Origin of the sequence: Microbacterium sp. NPDC059771 (assembly GCF_042732495.1) — a bacterium.
Lineage (GTDB): Bacteria > Actinomycetota > Actinomycetes > Actinomycetales > Microbacteriaceae > Microbacterium > Microbacterium sufflavum.
Window position 1 is genome coordinate 219,606 of the sequence record NZ_JBHWHK010000002.1, and the last position, 19,070, is coordinate 238,675.

Consider the following 19,070-nt stretch of genomic DNA (forward strand, 5'->3'; position numbering starts at 1 on the left):
GTCAGGGACGGACGAAGCGGACCTCGGTGAGCGTCTCGCCGAGGAAGGGCTCGGTGTGCGAGGCGCCGTCGAGGTGGAAGCCGTTGCGCGTGTAGAAGCGGTGCGCGCGGGGGTTGTCCTCCGCGACCCACAGGTAGAGCGGCTCGTCCTTCTCGACCGCGGCGTCGAACAGCTTCTGGCCGATGCCGGTGGAGTGGTACGCGTCGAGCAGGTAGATGAAGTAGAGCTCCCGGAAGGCGGGGGCGTCCTTGTCGCGGGCGGGGCCGGAGCCGACGAAGCCGACGATCTCGCCGTCGACGAGGGCCGCGTTCATCTTGAAGTCGGGGCCCTGGGCGGCCCAGTGCGTCCACAGCTCGGCCATGCGGCGGGGCGAGACCTTCTCCAGCGCGGCCTTGCTGATCAGGTGATCGTAGGTCTCGTGCCAGCACTGCGCGTGCACGCGACCGAGGGCTTCGGCATCCACATCACGGACCGGACGGACGATGACTTCGGGCTGGGCTTCGGCGCTCATGCGGTGACTCTACGCGCGGCCCGTGAAAACTCGAAATCGGCGCGGAGCGGGGTGACGCGCGGGTGAACGGCCTGGAGGAACCGCACAATGATATTCACGGTTCGTGCGCCGCTGGCTACGATCGTCCCTCGTGAACGTGATCTGGCGGACCCTCCTCGTGATCCTCGGCGCGCGGCGTCGCGTGCGGCAGGGGAAGACCCTCGACCCGACCGCGGTGAGCAGCGTCACCGTCACGACCCTCCCCACCGACCTCGACATCCTCCGGCACATGAACAACGGCCGCTATCTGTCGCTGTTCGACCTCGGCCGCTGGGATCACCTGATCCGCACCGGGCTGTTCGACGTGATGAAGCAGCGCGGCTGGTACGCGGTCGTCTCGAGCGAGACCATCACGTTCCGCAAGTCGCTGCAGCTGTGGCAGCGCTTCGAGGTGCAGTCGCGGTTCATCGGCCACGACGACAGGGCGCTGTTCCTGGAGCACCGGGCCGTGGTCGACGGCGAGGTGTACGCCAGGGCCATCGTGCGGGCGCGCGTGCTGCGGCGCACGGGCGGCACCGTGAGCAACGAGGAGCTGTTCGCCGCGGTTGGCAAGCCGGAGGGCGTGCCGGAGATCGACGCCTGGGTGCACGACTGGGCGGCGGCGTCCGCCCTCCCGCCCGTGCGCACGCCCGCCCCCAGCGTCTGGAACTGATCAGGCGCGCGGCGGGCGCACTGCCGATATATTGACGCTGTGCTGGCCATCCTGACGACCGCCGGGCGCGTGCTGCTGCGGCACTGGCCCGCGCTCATGGCGTGGTACCTGGCCGGGGTCCTCGTGCACTACGTGATCACCGAGATCGCCGGTTTCATGGGTGCCACCTCGGCCACGCTGGGCTTCCTGGTGCTGCCCATCGCGATCCTCGCCCGGCTCGTCAGCCTGGTGGCCATGTTCCTGGTGCTGCGCGACGGGCTGCGCAACCTGCAGGAGGTCGCCCCGCTCCCGGAGTCCGCCGCTGACCGGCGCCGGACGTTCCTCACCGCGCTGCTCGCCGGGATCCTCCCCTTCTTCGCCGTGTACTGGGCGCAGGGCCTGCTCGGCGAGGACGTGCGCACCTACTCGGCCCGTGCCCTCGAGGTGCGCTCCGGGATCATCTGGACGGCGAGCGTCAACGGCGAACCGGCCGTCGGCTCCGAGGACACGGTGCTCAACCTGCCCCTCAACGTCTGGACGATCGCGATCATCGTCGTCGCGTTCGCCGGGCGATGGGCGTGGTCGAAGTGGTCGCCGAAACTCGCCGCCTGGCTCTCGCCCGTGGCGGTGTACTTCGAGGTCGTCTGGGTGTTCTTCTCGGTCATGGTGCTCGGCGACGTGTTCGACGCGATCAAGGCCTGGGTAGACAGCCGAGCCGCGATGGCGGTCCTGGAAGACGTGCGCGAGGGACTGCTGGACGCGGTCGCGCCGCTGCGGTGGCTGTGGGACGGGGTCGGCTGGGTGCTGTCGGAGGCCGGTCCGGTGCTGCTGGCGCCGCTGGCGTGGCTCACGATCGCCGGCGTCGTGTTCGGGCAGGCGATCGTGGCCGAGAAGCTGCGCGTCGAGAGCCGGTTCCTGTCGCGGTTCCGTCAGCACGCCGAGGCCATCCCCAACCCGCTCGTGCGCCGGCTCAGAGACCTCGGCGACGAACTCGGCGCCCGGTTCCGCCCGATCGGTCGCGCGCTGCTGCTGATGTGGCGGGCCGGCCCGCTCCTGGTCGCGTCCTACGCCCTGCTGTACGTGGTGGTGAAGGCGCTCGAGTCGTACCTGGCCTTCGGTCTCACCCGCCTGATCGGTCCGCACGACTTCGTCTTCTGGGCGGTCGCGACGCCCCTCGTGTCCCTCGTCCCGATGCTGCTGATCGAGCCCGTGCGCATCGCCGTGATCAGCGGCGCGTACGACGCCACGCTCGGGCGACTGCGACGCAAGCAGCAGGAGCGCTCCGACACCACCACCGGTTCCGCGGCCGAGGCGGAGATGCGCGCCGTCGCCGATGCCGCGGGGCTGCTGCCCTCCTCGGTCGACGCGGTCGCCGCGGCCGTCGTCGCCGCCCCGCCGCGCGATGCCGTGGGGGGTCAGAGCTCGAACGCGAACCTGAGGAACGAGCCGCCCGCGTCGTAGGGTCGCACGTCCACCCAGAACGGGCCCTCCGCGTCGTCCGGCACCACGAACGGCACGACCAGCTCGTACTCCCCGGCCTCTGCGCTCAGGCACGTCTCCGGCTCGTCCGGGTCGGACAGCAGCCCGATCTCCAGACGCACGGGGCGCCACTCGCGGCCCGTCGCCCGCTCCACCAGCTTCGGGGTCTCGCAGCCGATGCCCGCGGTGCTCGCGTCGACCGGCACCGCCACGGCGATCAGCCGCGTGCCGTCGGGGACGTCGAGGCCGCTCACGTCGTCGATCTCGCCCCCGCGCACCGGACCCCACTCGGCTCCGGCGAGGTCGGCCGAGGCGTCTTCGTCGACCGTGATCGCGGTGACCGCCCTGGCTCCGAACCCGAAGTACTGATACCACTCCTGCCAGCCGACGGCCGCGGCGGTGACCGGGGCGAGCACCGCGAGGGCGACGAGCGCGACGGCGTTGCGACGCCACCACGACGGCCGACGCGGCGCCGGTGCGGGCTCGACCGTGGGCGCGGGCGGGAGCGGCGGAGGCGGGATCGTCATCGGCGGGCCCACCCGTTCTCGTCGAGGAGGATCGCGGACTCGACCGGGAGGTCGGCGAGGTCGAGCGGCAGGTCGACGACCCCGTCGAGCAGCACCTTGCCGATGCCGGCGCCCGCGACCCCGAGGCGCAGGGTGGCGCGGGCGTCCGTGACGTCGTCTGGCAGCTCGAAGGCCAGGCTCCCCGCGCGGGGGACGCCGGTCACCAGCCGCTGCTGCGAGAACGTCGTCCCGCGATCGGTGGCGCTGAACGTGCGGTCGCCGATGGTGAGCTGCGCGAGCGAGAGGGTGCTGAGGTCCTGCGTCACGGCGGACGCGGCCTCCAGGTCGACCACCAGCCAGGTGCCGTCGGCCGACCAGCCGTCCGCGTCTTCGACCCGGTCGGCCAGGCGCACGTCGGTGATCGTCACGACGAGGTTGCGCACGGCGGCCTCCTCGCCGATCCGCGTGACCCGGGGGAACGCGGCCGTCGCGGCGTCGTCCGGAAGCGTGACCTTCGACACCACCCACGCGCCGGCGAGCAGCGCCGCGGTGAGCAGCCACACGAGGACGTGCTTCTTCACGGTGCCGTCCCCTCGCCGATCCGCGCCGTGAGGGTCGCGCCGACCCGCACGTCGGTCCAGTAGTCCCCGCGGATCACCCGCGAGCCGACCGCGTGCGTGGAGTCCGGCAGGGTGAGCGTGAGCTCCTCGCCCTCCCGGTAGTCGTCCGGCCCCACGAGCCAGGCGAGCAGCAGTCGTGCGGGGACGTCGGGCTGCAGCGTCGGGGCCCCGCGTCCGTCGTCGGCCCGCGACACCTGCCCCTTCTCGTCGAGGCCCTCGATGCGGATGCCGTCGACCACCGCCGACTCGGGGACGCCCGAGGTCGAGCCGCGCGGGGCGTGGAAGGTGTTCACCGCGTCGACCGTGACCACCAGCACGCGCTCGCCCTTCTCCTCGTCGGGGAACACCCACGTCTGCCCGCGGTCGTCGCGCAGCTCCACCGCCACGACCGTCAGCTCCAGGTCGGACCCCGCGTACGTCTCACCCACCGCGACCTCGGGGATCGGGTCGACCGCGGCCGCCTCCAGCCCGCCGAACACCGCGGTGCCGGCGAGGAGCAGCGCCCCCGCGCCGGTGAGCAGCCACGGGGTCGGGATCAGGTCGATGCTGCGCCGCGCCCACCCCAGCACCCTGGCCCGGGCGGCGGACGCGTCGCTGCGGCCCTGCGGCGCCGTCCCCTCCGGCGGTGTCGTGGTCACGGCAACAGCATAGGGGCGAGGTCGTGCGGCCCGGGCTCCCGCCGAAACAGGGGCCCGGTCATAGGCTGAGGATCATGGCCGAGCTCCCGCCAGATGCCGCGTCGTCCGCCCCCCTCTCCGACCGTGCGATCGACCTCGCGCGCCGCTGGGTGATCGAGGCCGCGGCGGCCGACGTCGACCCCGCGGCCGCACGCCTGGCCGGGGTGCTGCGCGACGCGAACGGCCTGCCCTTCACGCTCGGCTTCGTCGACGGTGTGATGCGCCCGGAGAGCCTGACCGCGGCCGCCGCCCGCCTGCACCGCATCGCGCCGATCGTGCCCGAGTTCCTGCCCTGGTACCTGCGCTCGGCCGTGCGTCTGGGCGGGGGTGTCGCGCCCGTGCTGCCGACCCCGGTCGTGCCGATCGCGCGGCGGGCGCTGCGCGACATGGTCGGGCACCTCGTGGTCGACGCGCGTCCCGCCAAGCTCGGCCCCGCGATCGAGCGGCTGCGTGCCTCGGGCTCGCGGCTCAACCTCAACCTGCTGGGCGAGGCGGTGCTGGGCGAGGCCGAGGCGCAGCGCCGGCTCGACGGCATCCACGAGCTCATCCGCCGCGCCGACGTGGACTACGTGTCGGTCAAGGTGTCGGCCATCATGAGCCGCATCTCGATGTGGGGGTTCGACGCCGTCGTCGACCGCGTGGTGCAGCGTCTGCTGCCGCTGTACCTGACCGCGGCGGACGACGGCACCTTCATCAACCTCGACATGGAGGAGTACCGCGACCTCGACCTCACGATCGCGGTGTTCACGCGGCTGCTGGAGGATCCGCGGCTGGCGCGGCTGGAGGCCGGCATCGTGCTGCAGGCCTACCTGCCCGACGCGCTGCCCGCGCTGCAGGAGCTGACCGCGTGGGCGCAGGACCGCGTGGCCCACGGGGGTGCCCGCATCAAGGTGCGGCTCGTGAAGGGCGCGAACCTCGCCATGGAGCACGTCGAGGCGCGGCTGCACGGCTGGACCCCCGCGACCTACGACACCAAGCTCGACACCGACGCGAACTACCTCCGCTGCCTGGACTGGGCGCTCACGCCCGCGCACACCTCCGCCGTGAAGCTGGGGATCGCCGGGCACAACCTGTTCGGCATCGCCTACGCCTGGCTGCTCGCGGGCGAGCGCGGCGTGCGCGATGCGATCGAGTTCGAGATGCTGCTCGGGATGGCGCAGGGCCAGGTGCGGGCCGTGTCGCGCGAGGTCGGGCCGGTGCTGCTGTACGTGCCCGTGGTCGCCCCGGCCGAGTTCGACGTGGCCATCAGCTACCTGGTGCGGCGGCTGGAGGAGAACGCGTCGTCCGACAACTTCCTGTCCGCGGCCTTCCGGCTGCACGAGGACGAGGGGCTGTTCGCCCGGGAGCGCGACCGGTTCCTCGACGCCCTCGACCGCTCCACGGACGCGACCCTGCTCCGCGGACCGCGCCGCACGCAGGACCGGCTCGCACCCGTGCACGAGTCGGTCCGCCCGACCGCCGCGGCCCCGATCCCCGAGGCCGACCTGACGCAGGCGGTGCTGGGCATCGCCCGCGGCACCGACGGCGCGGACACCGGGGCTTTCCTGGAGACGGCGGTGTACGCGGCCCGCGAGCGCGGTGAGGACACGGGCGGCGCTCCGGGCTTCGCCAACGCGCAGGACACCGACCTCGCGCTGCCCGCCAACCGGGAGTGGGCCGACGGGATCCGTGGTCGCCTGGCCGACTCGACCGTGGGGGAGGCCGTGCTCGCCGCCGCCCGCGTGGACGACGCCGACGAGCTCGGGCGCCTCGTGCGGGGCGTGCGCGCCGCGGCCGCGTCGTGGGGCTCGCGTCCGGCGGCGGAGCGCGCGGAGGTGCTGCTGCGGGCCGCCGCCGCGCTCGACGGTCGGCGCGGGGAGCTGATCGAGGTGGCCGCGGCGGAGACCGGAAAGGTGCTCGCCGAGGCCGACGTGGAGGTCAGCGAGGCCGTCGACTTCGCCCGCTACTACGCCTCCACGTGCCGCGAGCTCGACGCGATCTCCGGTGCCGTGTTCGTGCCGGCGCGCGTGACCGTGGTCGCGCCGCCCTGGAACTTCCCGCTCGCGATCCCGGCCGGAGGGGTGCTCGCCGCGCTCGCCGCCGGCTCGGGGGTCGTGCTCAAGCCCGCCCCGCAGGCGCGACGCTGCGCCGCCGCGCTCGCCGAGGCCCTGTGGGAGGGCGGCGTGCCGCGCGAGGTGCTCGCCCTGGTCGACATCGAGGAGGGCGAGCTCGGACGGGCGCTGATCACCGACGAGGCCGTGGACCGCGTGATCCTCACCGGCTCGTGGGAGACGGCGGCGTTGTTCCGCTCGTGGCGCCCCGACCTGCCGCTGCTCGCCGAGACCAGCGGCAAGAACGCCATGATCATCACGCCGTCCGCCGACCTCGATCTGGCCGTCGCCGACCTGGTCAAGAGCGCCTTCGGGCACGCGGGGCAGAAGTGCTCCGCCGCCTCCCTCGCGATCCTCGTCGGCCCGGTCGGCCGTTCGCAGCGCTTCGCCCGGCAGCTCGCCGACGCGGTCCGCTCCCTGCGCGTGGGCTGGCCGGCGGATCCGTCGGCCGAGGTGGGCCCCGTGATCGAGCAGCCGCAGGGCAAGCTCGCCTGGGCGCTCACCGAGCTGGAGGGCGACGAGCGGTGGCTGATCGAGCCCGCCCCCGTGGACGGCGACGAGAGCGGACGACTGTGGCGGCCCGGCGTGCGCGTGGGCGTGCAGCCGGGGTCGCGCTTCCACCTCGAGGAGTTCTTCGGCCCGGTGCTCGGCATCATGCACGCGCCCACGCTCGCGCGCGCGATCGAGCTGCAGAACGCGGTCGCGTACGGCCTCACGGCCGGGCTCCACACGCAGGACCCCGACGACCTGTCGCTCTGGCTCGACCGGGTGCAGGCGGGCAACCTCTACGTCAACCGCGGCACCACGGGGGCGATCGTGCAGCGGCAGCCCTTCGGCGGCTGGAAGCGGTCGTCGGTCGGCCCCGGTGCGAAGCCGGGCGGCCCGAACCACCTGATCGGCCTCGGCACGTGGCGCTCGCAGCCCGGGGGCGCGGCATCGAGCACCCTGCACCTGCGGGGACTCGACTCGCGCATCACGGCGCTCATCGAGTCGGCGCAGCCGTCGCTGGCGTACGAGGCCTTCGAGTGGCTGCGGCGCGCGGCCCTGTCGGATGCCCTGGCCTGGGACCGAGAGTTCGGGCGGGTGCGCGACGTGTCGCGGCTGGAGGTGGAGCGCAACCTGTTCCGCTACCGCCCGGGGCACGTGGAGATCAGGGCGACCGAGGACGCACGGCTGCAGGACGTGCTGCGGGTCGTGATCGCGGGGGTCCGCGCGGGGGCGGGCTTCGTGCTCTCCACCCCGGTGGGGCTGCCGGCCGGGGTGCGGCACGCGCTGGGCGACCTCGACGCGGTGGTCTTCCTGGAGTCGGACGAGGAGTGGATGCAGCGCCTGCTGTCCGCGGAGGAGGAGCCGGCGGAGGGCGCGAGCGCGGGCGCGCGGTACGACCGGGTGCGTCTGGTGGGCGGCCGGGAGGCGGTCGCGACGCTGCGGGCGTCGCTGGCGGCGGCGACCGCGGGCGACCCCGACCTGGCGGTGTACGACGCGGAGGTGACCGCGGCCGCCCGCATCGAGCTGCTCCCGTTCGTGCACGAGCAGTCGATCTCCATCACGGCGCACCGCTACGGCAACCTCGACCCCTGGAGTGCTCCCGTCATCTGACCCCGGGTGTGTAAAAGATTCTTGACACGGTGATCCGCCGCGCGTAGCCTCATGTCAAGAATCCTTTACATTCGGAGGGCGTCATGGTCTACGAGGAACGCAATGTCTGGGCGGGGCTCATCATCAGCCCGATCGTGCTCGTCGCCTACGTGGTGCTCGTGCTGCAGCAGGCGGCGGGCGGGCCGCTCACCGCGGTCGACTGGTTCCCGCTCATGCTCTGGAGCATCGGCGGCGGCATCGTCGGCACCATCCTGCTCAGCGTCGCCTGGGGCATCCTGGCCGGGATGCGCGACCCCGACGGCGTCGGCCGCTCCGACATCCGCGACCGCGACATCGGCCGCATGGGCGCCCGCGTGGAGCAGGCGTTCGTGGCGATCGCCGGACTCGGCGTGATCGTGCTGTGCGGGATCGGAGCCGACGTCTTCTGGATCGCGAACACGATGTTCCTCGGGTTCTTCGTGGCCGCGGTGGTCGGCGGCATCGCCCGGGTGATCGCCTACCGGCGGGGGCTCGTGTGATGGTCAAGCCCACCCTCGTCTCCAACAGCATCCGCGCCCACCGCGAGCGGGCAGGGCTCACCCAGGCCGAGCTCGCCAAGACCGTCGGCGTGACGCGCCAGACGCTCATCGCGATCGAGCAGCAGAAATACTCGCCCACGCTCGAGCTCGCGTTCCAGATCGCTCGCGCCTTCGGCGTCGGGCTCGACGAGCTGTTCTCCTATCCGAGCGCCCCCGGAGGTGCCGCATGACCGCCCGCATGGCTGCCTGGCGTCGCGAGACCTACGGCCCCGCCGACGGAGTCGCGCTCGAACGCCTCCCCCTGCCGCAGCCGCACCACGGCGAGGTGCTGCTCCGCGTGCGGGCCACCGCGCTCAATGCGGGCGACGTGCGGCTGCTGCTCGGCGATCCGCTGCTCGTGCGACCGGCGTTCGGGCTCACCCGGCCGAAGCATCCTGTGCGCGGCATGGAGGTCGTCGGCACGGTCGTGGGCGTCGGGCCCGACGTGGTGGGCGCCGAGCTCGACGAGCACGTGGTCGGGGAGCTCGTGGGCGGCGGAGGTCTCGCGGAGTACGTGCGGGTGCCGGCCGCCCGGCTCGTGCCGCTGCCGCCGGGCGTGGAGCCCGAGGTCGCCGCCACGCTCCCGGTCGCCGGGGGCACGGCGTGGCAGGCGCTCGACCTCGGCGGGGTCGGACTGCACGGCGGCACCCCGCGGGTGCTGGTGATCGGGGCGTCGGGCGGGGTCGGCACGTTCGCGGTGCAGCTCGCCGCGCTGCGCGGGGCCGAGGTGTGGGCGTCGTGCCGCGACCGCAACCAGCCGCTGATCGAACGCCTCGGGGCCGTGCGCACGTTCGACCACCGGGTCACGCCCCTGCGCGAGCTGCCCGCGGGGCACTTCGACGCGATCATCGACGTCGCGGGCGGCATCCCGCTGCGGCAGCTGCAGCGACTGGTGGTGCCCGGCGGTCGCGTGGTGCTGGTCACCGGCGACGGCGGGCCCGTGCTGGGTCCGATCCCGCGCATGCTGAGGGCGGTCGTGCTGTCGCTCGGGTCGCGGCGCATCCGCCCGCTCGCGGCGACGCCCCGGCCCGAGGTGCTCGCCCGGCTGCTCGAGCTCGTGGCGGATGGCAGCCTCGTGCCGGTGATCGCCGAGACCTACGACTTCGCCGGGGCCGGGGCCGCGCTCGCCCGGCTGCAGGAGGGGCACGTGGTCGGAAAGCTGGTCGTGCGCGGCACCTGAGCGCGGCGGCGCGGGATCTGGCGGGCGGTCAGGCGCGGGTGGCACAATGGTCACCGGCGTGCCCGAGTCGCATCTTCCCCGCACCCGCTCCCGCGCGAGCGACGGGTCGAAGGACCGCCGGGCCCCTGGACAGCGTCCGCCGCGCCCGTTCACACGAGGAGCATCCATGTCGACGCCGGAGACCGCCGTCACCACCGCCCCTGCGCGCACCGCGCACCGCCGCCACTACCTGATGTGCCGTCCAGAGCACTTCACGGTGAACTACTCGATCAACCCGTGGATGGAGCCGGCCAAGCCGACCGACACGGCCCGTGCGGTCGAGCAGTGGCAGAAGCTGTACGACCTGTACGTCGAGCTGGGCCACGAGGTCGAGCTGATCGAGCCGCTCGCCGGATACCCCGACATGGTCTACACGGCCAACGGCGGCTTCCTGATCGACGGCCGCGCGTACGTGCCCGAGTTCCGCTTCGTCGAGCGTCAGGGCGAGGCCCCGGCGTTCGCCGACTGGTTCCGCGCCAACGGCTACGACACGGTGCTGCCCGAAGAGGTCAACGAGGGTGAGGGCGACTTCCTGCTGGTGGGTGACGTGATCCTCGCCGGCACCGGTTTCCGCTCCACGGGCGACAGCCACCGCGAGGTGGGTGAGGTGTTCGGCCGCGAGGTCGTGTCGCTCAACCTCGTCGACCCGCGCTTCTACCACCTCGACACCGCCATCGCGGTGCTCGACCCGGTGCAGGGCGTGGAGAACGGCGGCCCGGAGCGCGCCAACATCGCCTACCTGCCCGGTGCCTTCGACGACGCCAGCCGGGCCGAGCTCGAGCGGCGCTTCCCGGACGCGATCCTGGTGTCCGACGAGGACGGCGCGGTGTTCGGCCTCAACTCGTCCAGCGACGGCTACAACGTGATCATCTCGCCGCGCGCGAAGGGCTTCGAGCAGCAGCTGCGCGAGCGCGGGTACAACCCGATCACGGTCGACCTGTCCGAGCTGCTGCTCGGCGGCGGCGGCATCAAGTGCTGCACGCTCGAACTGCGCGGTGCGAAGTGACCGCGGTCGAGCCGGTGACCGCGGCGGCCGCTGAGGCCACGGCGCACGCGGAGCCGCACGTCGCGCACAACTACCACCCGCTGCCGGTCATGATCGCGCGGGGCGAGGGCGCGTGGGTCACCGACGTGGAGGGCAAGCGCTACCTCGACCTGCTCGCCGCCTACTCGGCCGTGAACTTCGGTCACCGCCACCCCGCCCTGGTCGCCGCCCTCACGGAGCAGCTCGGCCGCGTGACCCTGGTGAGCCGGGCGTTCCAGAGCGACACGCTCGAGCCCTTCGCCGCGGCGCTCGCCGAGCTGTGCGGTAAGGAGCTCGTGCTCCCGATGAACACCGGCGCCGAGGCCGTGGAGACCGGCATCAAGGTCGCCCGCGCCTGGGGCTACCGCGTGAAGGGCATCCCCGAGGGTGAGGCGCGCATCGTGGTGGCCAACGGCAACTTCCACGGGCGCACCACCACCATCGTGAGCTTCAGCGACGACGAGACCGCGCACGACGACTTCGGCCCCTACACGCCGGGCTTCGATCGGGTGCCGTTCGCCGACGCCGAGGCCATCGAGGCCGCGATCACGGAGAACACCGCGGCCGTGCTGGTCGAGCCGATCCAGGGCGAGGCCGGGGTCGTGATCCCGCCGGAGGGCTACCTGCGCCGCATCCGCGAGATCTGCGACGCGAAGAACGTGCTGTTCATCGCCGACGAGATCCAGGCGGGACTGGGCCGGGTGGGCGAGACGTTCGCGTGCGACCGCGAGGGCGTCGTGCCCGACCTGTACCTGCTCGGCAAGGCGCTCGGCGGCGGCATCCTCCCGGTGTCGGCCGTGGTGGGCGACCGCGACGTGCTGGGCGTGATCCGCCCGGGCGAGCACGGGTCGACGTTCGGCGGCAACCCGCTCGCGGCGGCGGTCGGGCTGCGCGTGGTGGAGATGATGCAGACGGGCGAGTTCCAGGAGCGCGCACGGGCTCTGGGTGCGCACCTGGAGGCCGCGCTGCAGCCGCTCATCGGCCACGGCGTGACCGCGGTGCGCATCGCGGGGCTGTGGGCCGGCGTCGACATCGACCCGGCGATCGGGACGGGCCGGGCGGTCGCGGAGAAGCTGTCCGAGCGGGGTGTGCTCGTGAAGGACACGCACGGCCAGACCATCCGCATCGCCCCGCCGCTCGTGATCCGCGCGACCGAGCTCGACTGGGCGGTCGAGCAGCTCAAGCTCGTGCTGGCGGGCTGAGCCCCTCATACGCACGCGAAGGATCCGCGGACGGGCACCGGTCTCCGGTCGTCCCGTCCGCGGTTCCGTCTGCGGGAGCGCTCAGGCCGGCGGGTTGTCCGGGTCGAGCGTCTTCAGGGTGTCCTCCTCGGCGGGGTTGTCCGCGTCGAGGCCGTCCTCCGTGTTCTCCGAGCCGCCGAGCGGGGCGTGACCGGGGCCGGAGCTGCCCTGGATCGCGCCGCCGGTCGACTCGCCGCGGGAGCTGTCGCCCTGGATCGCGCCGCCGGTGCCGTCGCCCTGGCCGTCCTCCTGGGGCACGTCGACGTCGGGCGCGCCCTCGGCCGGGTCCTGGGGATGGGGGGTGCTCATGTTGTCGTCCATGGCCCGACCGTACGGCGTGGGGCGGGTGACACGGAGGGCGTTGACAAAACGCCGCGGTCGTCACTCGCCGTCGTCGCGGCGCACCGTGCGGATCGGCGTGGTCACGGTCGCCTTCTCGGTGAAGTCGACCGGTTCGACGGGCTGCACGACCCGCAGCGGCCGCGTCTCGTCGAGGGTGAGCAGGAAGCGGCTGGTCTCGTGCCGGTGCAGGCGCCCGGAGGTGAGCACCCACAGCACGCCGATCGCGCACGCGACGAAGCCCGCCGTGCCGCCCAGCATGATCGCGGCGCGCGGGCCGAACGTGTCGGCGACCCACCCGGCGATCGGCGCGCCGACCGGGGTCGAACCCATGATCACGGCCATGTACAGCGCCAGCACGCGTCCGCGCAGCGCCGGGTCGGTCGTGATCTGCACGTACCCGTTCGCCGTGGTCAGCAGCGTCACGATCATGAAGCCCGTGAAGGTGAGGGTCACGGCGTAGGCGAGGTAGCTCGGCATGGCGGCCGACACGAACGCGGCGATGCCGAACCCGCCCGCGGCGAGGATCACGACCCGCACGCGCGCGGTGTCGCGGCGGGCGGCGAGCAGCGCGCCGATCAGCGAGCCGATCGCGAGCACCGAGCTGAGCACCCCGTAGCCGTCGGCTCCCGCACCGAACTCGAGGGCCATGGTGGAGGCGAAGATCGGGAAGTTCATGCCGAACGCGCCGATCAGGAACACCGTCACGAACACGACCTTGAGGTCGCTGCGCGCCCACACGTAGCGGAAGCCCTCGGCCAGCCCGCCCCGGTTGCGGTGCTTGGGCCGCGGGGCGAGCAGGTTCGCGCGCATCAGCAGCAGGGCCAGGATCATCGCGAGGAAGGTGGCGGCGTTGGCGATGAACACCCACCCGGAGCCGATCGCGACGATGAGGAGTCCGCCCACGGCCGGGCCCACCATGCGGGCGAGGTTGAACGAGGCGGAGTTGAGGGCGACCGCGTTCGAGGTGTCGGCGGCGGAGACCATGTCGGACACGAAGGCCTGGCGGGCCGGGGCGTCGAACGCGTTGACGATGCCGAAGCCGAGCGCGAAGGCGAACATCATCGGCAGTGTCATGACGCCGGCCAGCAGCAGCGAGCCGACGGCGATCGCGAGCGCGAGCAGCGAGCCCTGCGTGGCGAGCAGGATGCGGCGGCGGTCGAAGCGGTCGGCCACCCAGCCGGTGAGGCTCACGAGCACGAGGGGTGGCCCGAACTGGAGGGCCATCGTGATGCCCATCGCGGTCGCGTCGTTGTCGGTGAGCTCGGTCAGCACGACCCAGTCCTGCGCGGTGGCCTGCATCCAGCCGCCGACGTTGGAGACCAGGGCGCCCGCGAACCAGATGCGGTAGTTGATGTTCGCGAACGAGCGGAACATGGCGCTCATCGTTCGACCACCCTCCGCATCAGGGCGCTCGCATCGCGCAGGATCGCGAGCTCGGCCTCGGTGTAGTCGACCTCGCGGAGCATGTCGGCCAGCAGTTCGTCGCGGCGGCGGATGGTCTCGACCACGATCTCGGCGCCGGCGGGCGTGATGTCGACCTGCACGCGCCGGCGGTCGTCCTCGTCGGGCGTGCGGGCGACGTAGCCCTGCTCCTCGAGCCCGTTGACGATGCTGGTCATGGAGGGGGCGGTCACGCGCTCGCGCTCGGCGAGGGTGGAGATCGTGCGCCGGCCGTTCATGCGCAGATCGGCGAGCACGGCGAGCTGGGTGTCGCTCATGGTGTCTGCGGCGCGGGCGCAGCGGAGGCGGCGGGCGAGCCGGAACGTGGCCAGGCGCAGGTCTGTGGCGGTGAGGGCGAGGAGATCATCGGGCGCAGACATACTTAGTTAGTCTATCTAATATTCGGGCGTCGTGGGCGGGCCGTCGCGCATCCACCCGGCAGAATGGACGGGTGACCCGTACCCTCGCTCTCGAACTCGCCGTCCAGGACCCCGCCGGAGTGCGCATCGCCGCAGAGATCGGCGCCGCCCGTGTCGAGCTCGCCACGGCCCTCGCGCTCGGCGGCCTCACCCCCTCGCCCGGGACCGTGGAGCTCGCGCTCGCCGCCGCCGCCGACGGCCCCGAGGTGCACGTGCTGATCCGTCCGCGCGCCGGCGACTTCCACTATGACGCCGACGAGCTCGCGGTCGCCGAGCGCGACGTGCGCCACGCGATCGCCGCGGGGGCCGCGGGCGTCGTGATTGGCGTGCTCGACGCCGCCGGCCGCCTCGATCGCGAGGCCGTCGCCCGTCTCCGCGACGCCGCCGGGGGAGCACCCGTCACGCTGCACCGCGCCATCGACGTGACCGCCGACCCGGTCGCCACGCTCCGCACCGCGCGCGAGCTCGGGCTGCGCCGGGTGCTCACCTCGGGCGGAGCGTCCGCCGCGATCGACGGCATCGACACGCTGCGCGCCCTGGTCGCCGCGGCCGAGGGCGCGATCGAGGTCATGGCCGGCAGCGGCGTCGACGTCGCGAGTGCCCCCGTGCTCGCCGAGACCGGCATCGACGCGCTCCACTTCTCCGCCAAGCGCACGGTCGTCGCCGCGGGCGGCGTGCGCATGGGCTCGGCGTCCGACGGCGTGGGCGGCTACGAGGTCACCGACCGCGACATCGCGGTCGCGATCAGGGACGCGCTCGCGGGGCGCGACCGGTAGGGTCGCAGCGTGACCGACACCCGCGAGTTCACCGATTCCCACGGCATCGCCATCGTCTACGACGTCCACCCGGCTGCGGGCGAGCCCCGCGGCGTCGTGCAACTGTTGCACGGCGTGGGCGAGCACGCCGGCCGCTATCCCGCGCTGATCGCCGCGCTCACCGGCGCGGGCTTCCACGTGTACGCCGACGACCACCGCGGCCACGGGCGCACCGGTCTGCGTCAGCACGGCGACCCCGAGAAGCTGGGGCGGCTCGGCCCCGGCGGACTCCGGGCGGCGAAGGACGCGATCTGGCAGCTCACCGGCATCATCCGCGACGAGAACCCCGGCCTGCCGCTCGTGCTCCTCGGGCACTCGTGGGGGTCGTTCCTGGCGCAGATGCTCGTGAACGAGCACGCCGAGGCGTACGACGCGGTGATCCTCTCCGGCTCGGCCCTGCGGACCCCGCGGTCGCTGAACCCCGCGCCGCTGAACGCCGCGTGGGCCGCCGACGACGCGACCGGATACGAGTGGCTGAGCCGCGACCCCGCGGTGTGGAAGTCCTTCGAGGAGGACCCGCTCACCACGGGCGTGCCCCTGCTGAAGCTCTTCGGTCCGCTCGACGCGGCGCGGCTCTACGGGCGTCCGGCGAAGCACCTCGCCCGCGACCTGCCGATGCTCCTCCTGGTCGGCCGCGACGACCCGGTCGGCGGTCCGCGCAGCGTCCACAAGCTCGCCGACGAGTATCGCCGCCGCTCGGGCCTCACCGACGTCACGACCCTCGTGTACCCCGACGCCCGCCACGAGATCTTCAACGAGCAGCAGCAGGACGAGGTGCGCGCCGACGTGCTCGCGTGGCTCGACGCGCACATCCCCGCCCGCTGACATCCCCGCTGCCGGGCGGCGACCCCGGTGCGAGGTCGTTATCGGCCCTCCGCCCGGCCTCGTGGGCCCCTTTTCGCACCCGCACCGGCCCGTCCGCACCCACACCCGCACGCGACCGAGGCGGACTGTGACGCGGGATGACGCGCGGTGAAGGAGTGTGACGCGAGCGCGCCGCGCCCGGCGTCGGCGACCTAGATTCGGCTCATCCGCAGCAGGGACGGGAGGGCGCGCGGCGATGGGTTTCCGGAGCGACTGGCACGAATGGCATGCGGCGCGCGAGCGCTACGCCGGCGCGGAGTACGGGCCGTCCGCGCTCGAGTCCACGAACTGGCTCATCAGCGAGCCCGCGGCCGTCGACGGCATCCCCGGGCTCTGGGCCCTCGCCGGCGACGATGGCATCCGCGGCACCGAGCTCGGTCAGGCGGGGTCGAGCGTCACCCTCCGTGGCGCGCAGACCCTGCGTCTCGGTCGCCGCGAGCTGCGCGTGTTCGACCGCAACGGAGCGATCGCGCTGCGCGTGTGGAACCCCGCGCGCCCGCAGCGGGAGTGGTTCACGGCGATCGACGCCTACGCCCCGGACGAGCGGTGGCGGCTGCCCGCTACGTTCGAGCCGACGCCGGGCGAGCGGATCCTGGTGACCTCGGTCGACGGCGCCTCGCGCGAGACGGACGTGGCGGGGCGCCTGCACTTCACGCTCGCCGGAGCCCCGCACACCCTCACGGTCACCCGCACCGGCCAGGGCACGCTGAGCGCGGTGTTCTCCGACGGCACCAGCGGCCTGGAGACGTACCGGTTCCGTTTCCTCCCGGTCGACGAGCCCGCCGAGGACGGGACGGCGGTGCTCGACTTCACGCGCGCCTACCTGCCGCCGTGCGCGTTCTCCGACCAGTTCGTGTGCCCGCTGCCGCCACCGGGCAACCGCTACTCCACGCCCATCCGCGCGGGGGAGCGCGTGGTGGTGCTCGGCGGCTGACCCGCGCGGCACGGCGCGCCTTAAGCTGGAGTCGTGCACGGTGAATACAAGGTCCCTGGGGGCAAGCTCGTCGTCGTCGACCTCGAGGTGGAGAACGACCGGATCGCGCGGTTCCGGCTCGCCGGCGACTTCTTCCTGGAACCGGACTCGGCGCTCGACGACATCAACGCGGCGGTCGAGGGGCTGCCCGTGGAGTCCGACGCCTCCGCGATCGCGGCCGCCGTCCGCGGGGCCCTCCCCGAGGGGGCGCAGCTGCTCGGCTTCACGCCGGAGGCGGTCGGCACCGCCGTGCGACGCGCCCTGGTCACCGCGCCGGGCTGGCGCGACTTCGACTGGGAGATCGTGCACGACAGGGCCGTCTCCCCGCGCATGAACCTCGCGCTCGACGAGGTGCTCACGTCGCGCGTGGGCGAGGGGCGTCGTCGTCCCACGCTGCGCATCTGGGAGTGGGACGAGTCGGCGGTCGTGATCGGCTCGTTCCAGTCGTACCGCAACGAGGTCGACCCGGAGGGCGCGGCCCGGCACGGGTTCGACGTGGTGCGCCGCATCTCCGGCGGCGGGGCCATGCTCATGGCGGCCGGCCAGATCATCACCTACTCGCTGTACGTGCCGGCGTCGCTCGTGGCGGGCATGACCTTCGCCGACTCCTACGCGTTCCTGGACGACTGGGTGCTGCAGGCGCTGCGCTCGCTCGGCATCGACGCGGTGTACCAGCCGCTCAACGACATCGCGAGCCCCACCGGCAAGATCGGCGGCGCCGCGCAGAAGCGTCTCGCCAACGGCGGGGTGCTGCACCACGCGACGCTGTCGTACGACATCGACGGTCAGGTGATGACCGAGGTGCTGCGCATCGGCCGCGAGAAGCTGAGCGACAAGGGCACCACCTCGGCGACGAAGCGCGTCGACCCGCTGCGCAGCCAGACCGGGCTCGAGCGGGCGGAGATCATCGACCGGTTCGTGGAGACGTTCCGCTCGCTCACGTCCGCCGAAGACGGCACGATCACGCCGGAGGAGTACGCCGACGCCGAGGCTCTGGTGGAGTCGAAGTTCTCCACCGACGCGTGGCTGCACCGGGTGCCGTGACGACCTCGGACGCGGGCGCGGGCCGTCCCGTCGCCGCGGAGGGGGCGCCGCGGGGTGCGGTCGAGATCGTGGAGGGCGACAACCTCGCCGTCGCCGCGACGCTGCCGTCCGGATCGTTCACGCTGGTGTACCTCGATCCGCCGTTCAACACCGGGCGGGCGCGCGAGCGGCAGGTCGTGACCGCACGGCGGACGTTCACGACTCCTCACGACCTCGCCGATCCGGTGGCCCCCGGCGCCGACACGCGGGATTCGCCGGCGGATCTCCGGAGTTCCGAACCCGCGGCGGCGGAGGCCGAGGTGCGGCACGGGTTCCACGGCCACGCGTACGAGCGGGTGCGGGGCATGCTCCGCGCGTACGACGACAGCTTCGACGACTACGGCGCCTTCCTGATGCCGCGGCTGGAGGAGGCGTGGCGGCTCCTGGGCGACGACGGCACGCTGTATCTGCACCTCGACTACCGGGAGGCGCACTACGCCAAGGTGATGCTCGACGCGGTGTTCGGGCGCGACTGCTTCCTCAACGAGCTGATCTGGGCCTACGACTACGGGGCGAAGTCGCGGCGGCGCTGGCCCACCAAGCACGACACGATCCTGGTGTACGTGAAGAACCCGCGCGCGTACGTGTTCAACTCCGACGACGTCGACCGCGAGCCGTACATGGCTCCCGGTCTGGTCACGGCGGAGAAGGCGGCGCGCGGCAAGCTCCCCACCGACGTGTGGTGGCACACCATCGTCCCCACCACGGGTCGCGAGAAGACGGGCTATCCGACGCAGAAGCCCGAGGGGATCCTGCGGCGCATCGTCACGGCGTCGAGCCGTCCGGGCGATCGCGTGCTCGACCTCTTCGCCGGCAGCGGCACGACCGGGGCGGTGGCGTCGGCGCTGGGCCGTGACGCGGTGCTGGTCGACGACAACCCCGAGGCGGTGCGGATCATGGCCGAGCGCATGCCGCACGCCGAGGTCCGTCGCGGCTGAGGC

General features: G+C 73.0%; 20 protein-coding genes. 13 read left to right on the plus strand and 7 right to left on the minus strand.

Features of this window, described 5'->3' with window-relative positions; translation table 11 throughout:
* Position 1: 1 nt before the first annotated feature.
* The gene (locus ACFV3I_RS14810; protein WP_136034128.1) at positions 2–511 is read right to left on the minus strand and encodes a GNAT family N-acetyltransferase; all 510 of its coding nucleotides are present in this window, start codon (positions 509–511) and stop codon (positions 2–4) included.
* Between the two features lie 130 nt (positions 512–641).
* Here ACFV3I_RS14810 and ACFV3I_RS14815 point away from each other — a divergent pair, with 130 nt between their 5' ends.
* A complete protein-coding gene (locus ACFV3I_RS14815; protein WP_136034130.1) occupies positions 642–1,202 on the plus strand; it encodes an acyl-CoA thioesterase in 561 nt (186 codons plus the stop codon).
* A 39-nt stretch (positions 1,203–1,241) separates the two neighbouring features.
* Positions 1,242–2,642 carry a hypothetical protein gene (locus ACFV3I_RS14820; protein WP_378823407.1) on the plus strand — a complete coding sequence of 467 codons (1,401 nt, stop codon included), beginning with the start codon at positions 1,242–1,244 and terminating at the stop codon, positions 2,640–2,642.
* On the opposite strand, the gene ACFV3I_RS14825 is transcribed toward ACFV3I_RS14820, so the two are convergent.
* From ACFV3I_RS14825 to ACFV3I_RS14835, 3 genes are read right to left on the minus strand one after another with little or no spacing between them, the layout of a single operon-like run.
* Positions 2,597–3,187, minus strand: coding sequence for a hypothetical protein (locus ACFV3I_RS14825; protein ID WP_247637793.1), 591 nt, complete (start codon positions 3,185–3,187; stop codon positions 2,597–2,599). The genes ACFV3I_RS14820 and ACFV3I_RS14825 overlap by 46 nt on opposite strands.
* On the minus strand, positions 3,184–3,747 hold the full coding sequence (locus tag ACFV3I_RS14830; RefSeq protein ID WP_378823409.1) for a hypothetical protein: 564 nt from the start codon (positions 3,745–3,747) through the stop codon (positions 3,184–3,186). The genes ACFV3I_RS14825 and ACFV3I_RS14830 overlap by 4 nt, the downstream gene beginning before the upstream one ends.
* Entirely contained in the window at positions 3,744–4,424 is a 681-nt protein-coding gene (locus ACFV3I_RS14835; RefSeq protein WP_136044621.1) for a hypothetical protein, read from the minus strand. Before ACFV3I_RS14835 ends, ACFV3I_RS14830 begins: the two co-directional genes overlap by 4 nt.
* A 74-nt stretch (positions 4,425–4,498) precedes the next feature.
* Between ACFV3I_RS14835 and ACFV3I_RS14840 the strand changes: the two genes are divergently transcribed.
* The 6 genes from ACFV3I_RS14840 to rocD all read left to right on the plus strand — a co-directional run bounded on the left by ACFV3I_RS14840 (position 4,499) and on the right by rocD (position 12,154).
* Positions 4,499–8,152 (plus strand): proline dehydrogenase family protein, encoded by a 3,654-nt coding sequence (locus ACFV3I_RS14840; RefSeq protein ID WP_378823412.1) that lies wholly within the window; start codon positions 4,499–4,501, stop codon positions 8,150–8,152.
* 83 nt (positions 8,153–8,235) lie between these two features.
* A complete protein-coding gene (locus ACFV3I_RS14845; RefSeq protein WP_136034142.1) occupies positions 8,236–8,670 on the plus strand; it encodes a hypothetical protein in 435 nt (144 codons plus the stop codon).
* Positions 8,670–8,900, plus strand: coding sequence for a helix-turn-helix transcriptional regulator (locus ACFV3I_RS14850; protein ID WP_136034144.1), 231 nt, complete (start codon positions 8,670–8,672; stop codon positions 8,898–8,900). Before ACFV3I_RS14845 ends, ACFV3I_RS14850 begins: the two co-directional genes overlap by 1 nt.
* Positions 8,897–9,889, plus strand: coding sequence for an NAD(P)-dependent alcohol dehydrogenase (locus ACFV3I_RS14855; protein ID WP_206252632.1), 993 nt, complete (start codon positions 8,897–8,899; stop codon positions 9,887–9,889). The genes ACFV3I_RS14850 and ACFV3I_RS14855 overlap by 4 nt, the downstream gene beginning before the upstream one ends.
* A 166-nt stretch (positions 9,890–10,055) precedes the next feature.
* Positions 10,056–10,934 carry a dimethylargininase gene (gene ddaH / locus ACFV3I_RS14860; RefSeq protein WP_136034148.1) on the plus strand — a complete coding sequence of 293 codons (879 nt, stop codon included), beginning with the start codon at positions 10,056–10,058 and terminating at the stop codon, positions 10,932–10,934.
* Entirely contained in the window at positions 10,931–12,154 is a 1,224-nt protein-coding gene (gene rocD, locus ACFV3I_RS14865; RefSeq protein WP_378823414.1) for an ornithine--oxo-acid transaminase, read from the plus strand. Before ddaH ends, rocD begins: the two co-directional genes overlap by 4 nt.
* Positions 12,155–12,235: 81 nt before the next feature.
* On the opposite strand, the gene ACFV3I_RS14870 is transcribed toward rocD, so the two are convergent.
* From ACFV3I_RS14870 to ACFV3I_RS14880, 3 genes are all read right to left on the minus strand, one after another.
* Positions 12,236–12,502 carry a hypothetical protein gene (locus ACFV3I_RS14870; RefSeq protein WP_378823415.1) on the minus strand — a complete coding sequence of 89 codons (267 nt, stop codon included), beginning with the start codon at positions 12,500–12,502 and terminating at the stop codon, positions 12,236–12,238.
* Between the two features lie 72 nt (positions 12,503–12,574).
* Positions 12,575–13,909: an MFS transporter gene (locus ACFV3I_RS14875; protein ID WP_136034163.1), complete on the minus strand. Its 1,335-nt coding sequence runs from the start codon at positions 13,907–13,909 to the stop codon at positions 12,575–12,577.
* A gap of 5 nt (positions 13,910–13,914) precedes the next feature.
* Positions 13,915–14,355, minus strand: coding sequence for a MarR family winged helix-turn-helix transcriptional regulator (locus ACFV3I_RS14880; RefSeq protein WP_136034152.1), 441 nt, complete (start codon positions 14,353–14,355; stop codon positions 13,915–13,917).
* A gap of 71 nt (positions 14,356–14,426) precedes the next feature.
* On the opposite strand from ACFV3I_RS14880, the gene ACFV3I_RS14885 reads away from it, so the two are divergent.
* The 5 genes from ACFV3I_RS14885 (at position 14,427) to ACFV3I_RS14905 (ending at position 19,067) form a co-directional block, all read left to right on the plus strand.
* Positions 14,427–15,170 carry a copper homeostasis protein CutC gene (locus tag ACFV3I_RS14885; RefSeq protein WP_378823417.1) on the plus strand — a complete coding sequence of 248 codons (744 nt, stop codon included), beginning with the start codon at positions 14,427–14,429 and terminating at the stop codon, positions 15,168–15,170.
* Between the two features lie 9 nt (positions 15,171–15,179).
* Positions 15,180–16,034: an alpha/beta fold hydrolase gene (locus ACFV3I_RS14890; RefSeq protein ID WP_136028536.1), complete on the plus strand. Its 855-nt coding sequence runs from the start codon at positions 15,180–15,182 to the stop codon at positions 16,032–16,034.
* A 235-nt stretch (positions 16,035–16,269) separates the two neighbouring features.
* On the plus strand, positions 16,270–17,007 hold the full coding sequence (locus tag ACFV3I_RS14895; protein WP_136036951.1) for a DUF1684 domain-containing protein: 738 nt from the start codon (positions 16,270–16,272) through the stop codon (positions 17,005–17,007).
* A 33-nt stretch (positions 17,008–17,040) separates the two neighbouring features.
* Complete coding sequence (locus ACFV3I_RS14900) at positions 17,041–18,090, plus strand: biotin/lipoate A/B protein ligase family protein (RefSeq protein WP_378823419.1); 1,050 nt, start codon at positions 17,041–17,043, stop codon at positions 18,088–18,090.
* Positions 18,069–19,067, plus strand: coding sequence for a DNA-methyltransferase (locus ACFV3I_RS14905; protein WP_378823420.1), 999 nt, complete (start codon positions 18,069–18,071; stop codon positions 19,065–19,067). The genes ACFV3I_RS14900 and ACFV3I_RS14905 overlap by 22 nt, the downstream gene beginning before the upstream one ends.
* Positions 19,068–19,070 lie beyond the last annotated feature (3 nt).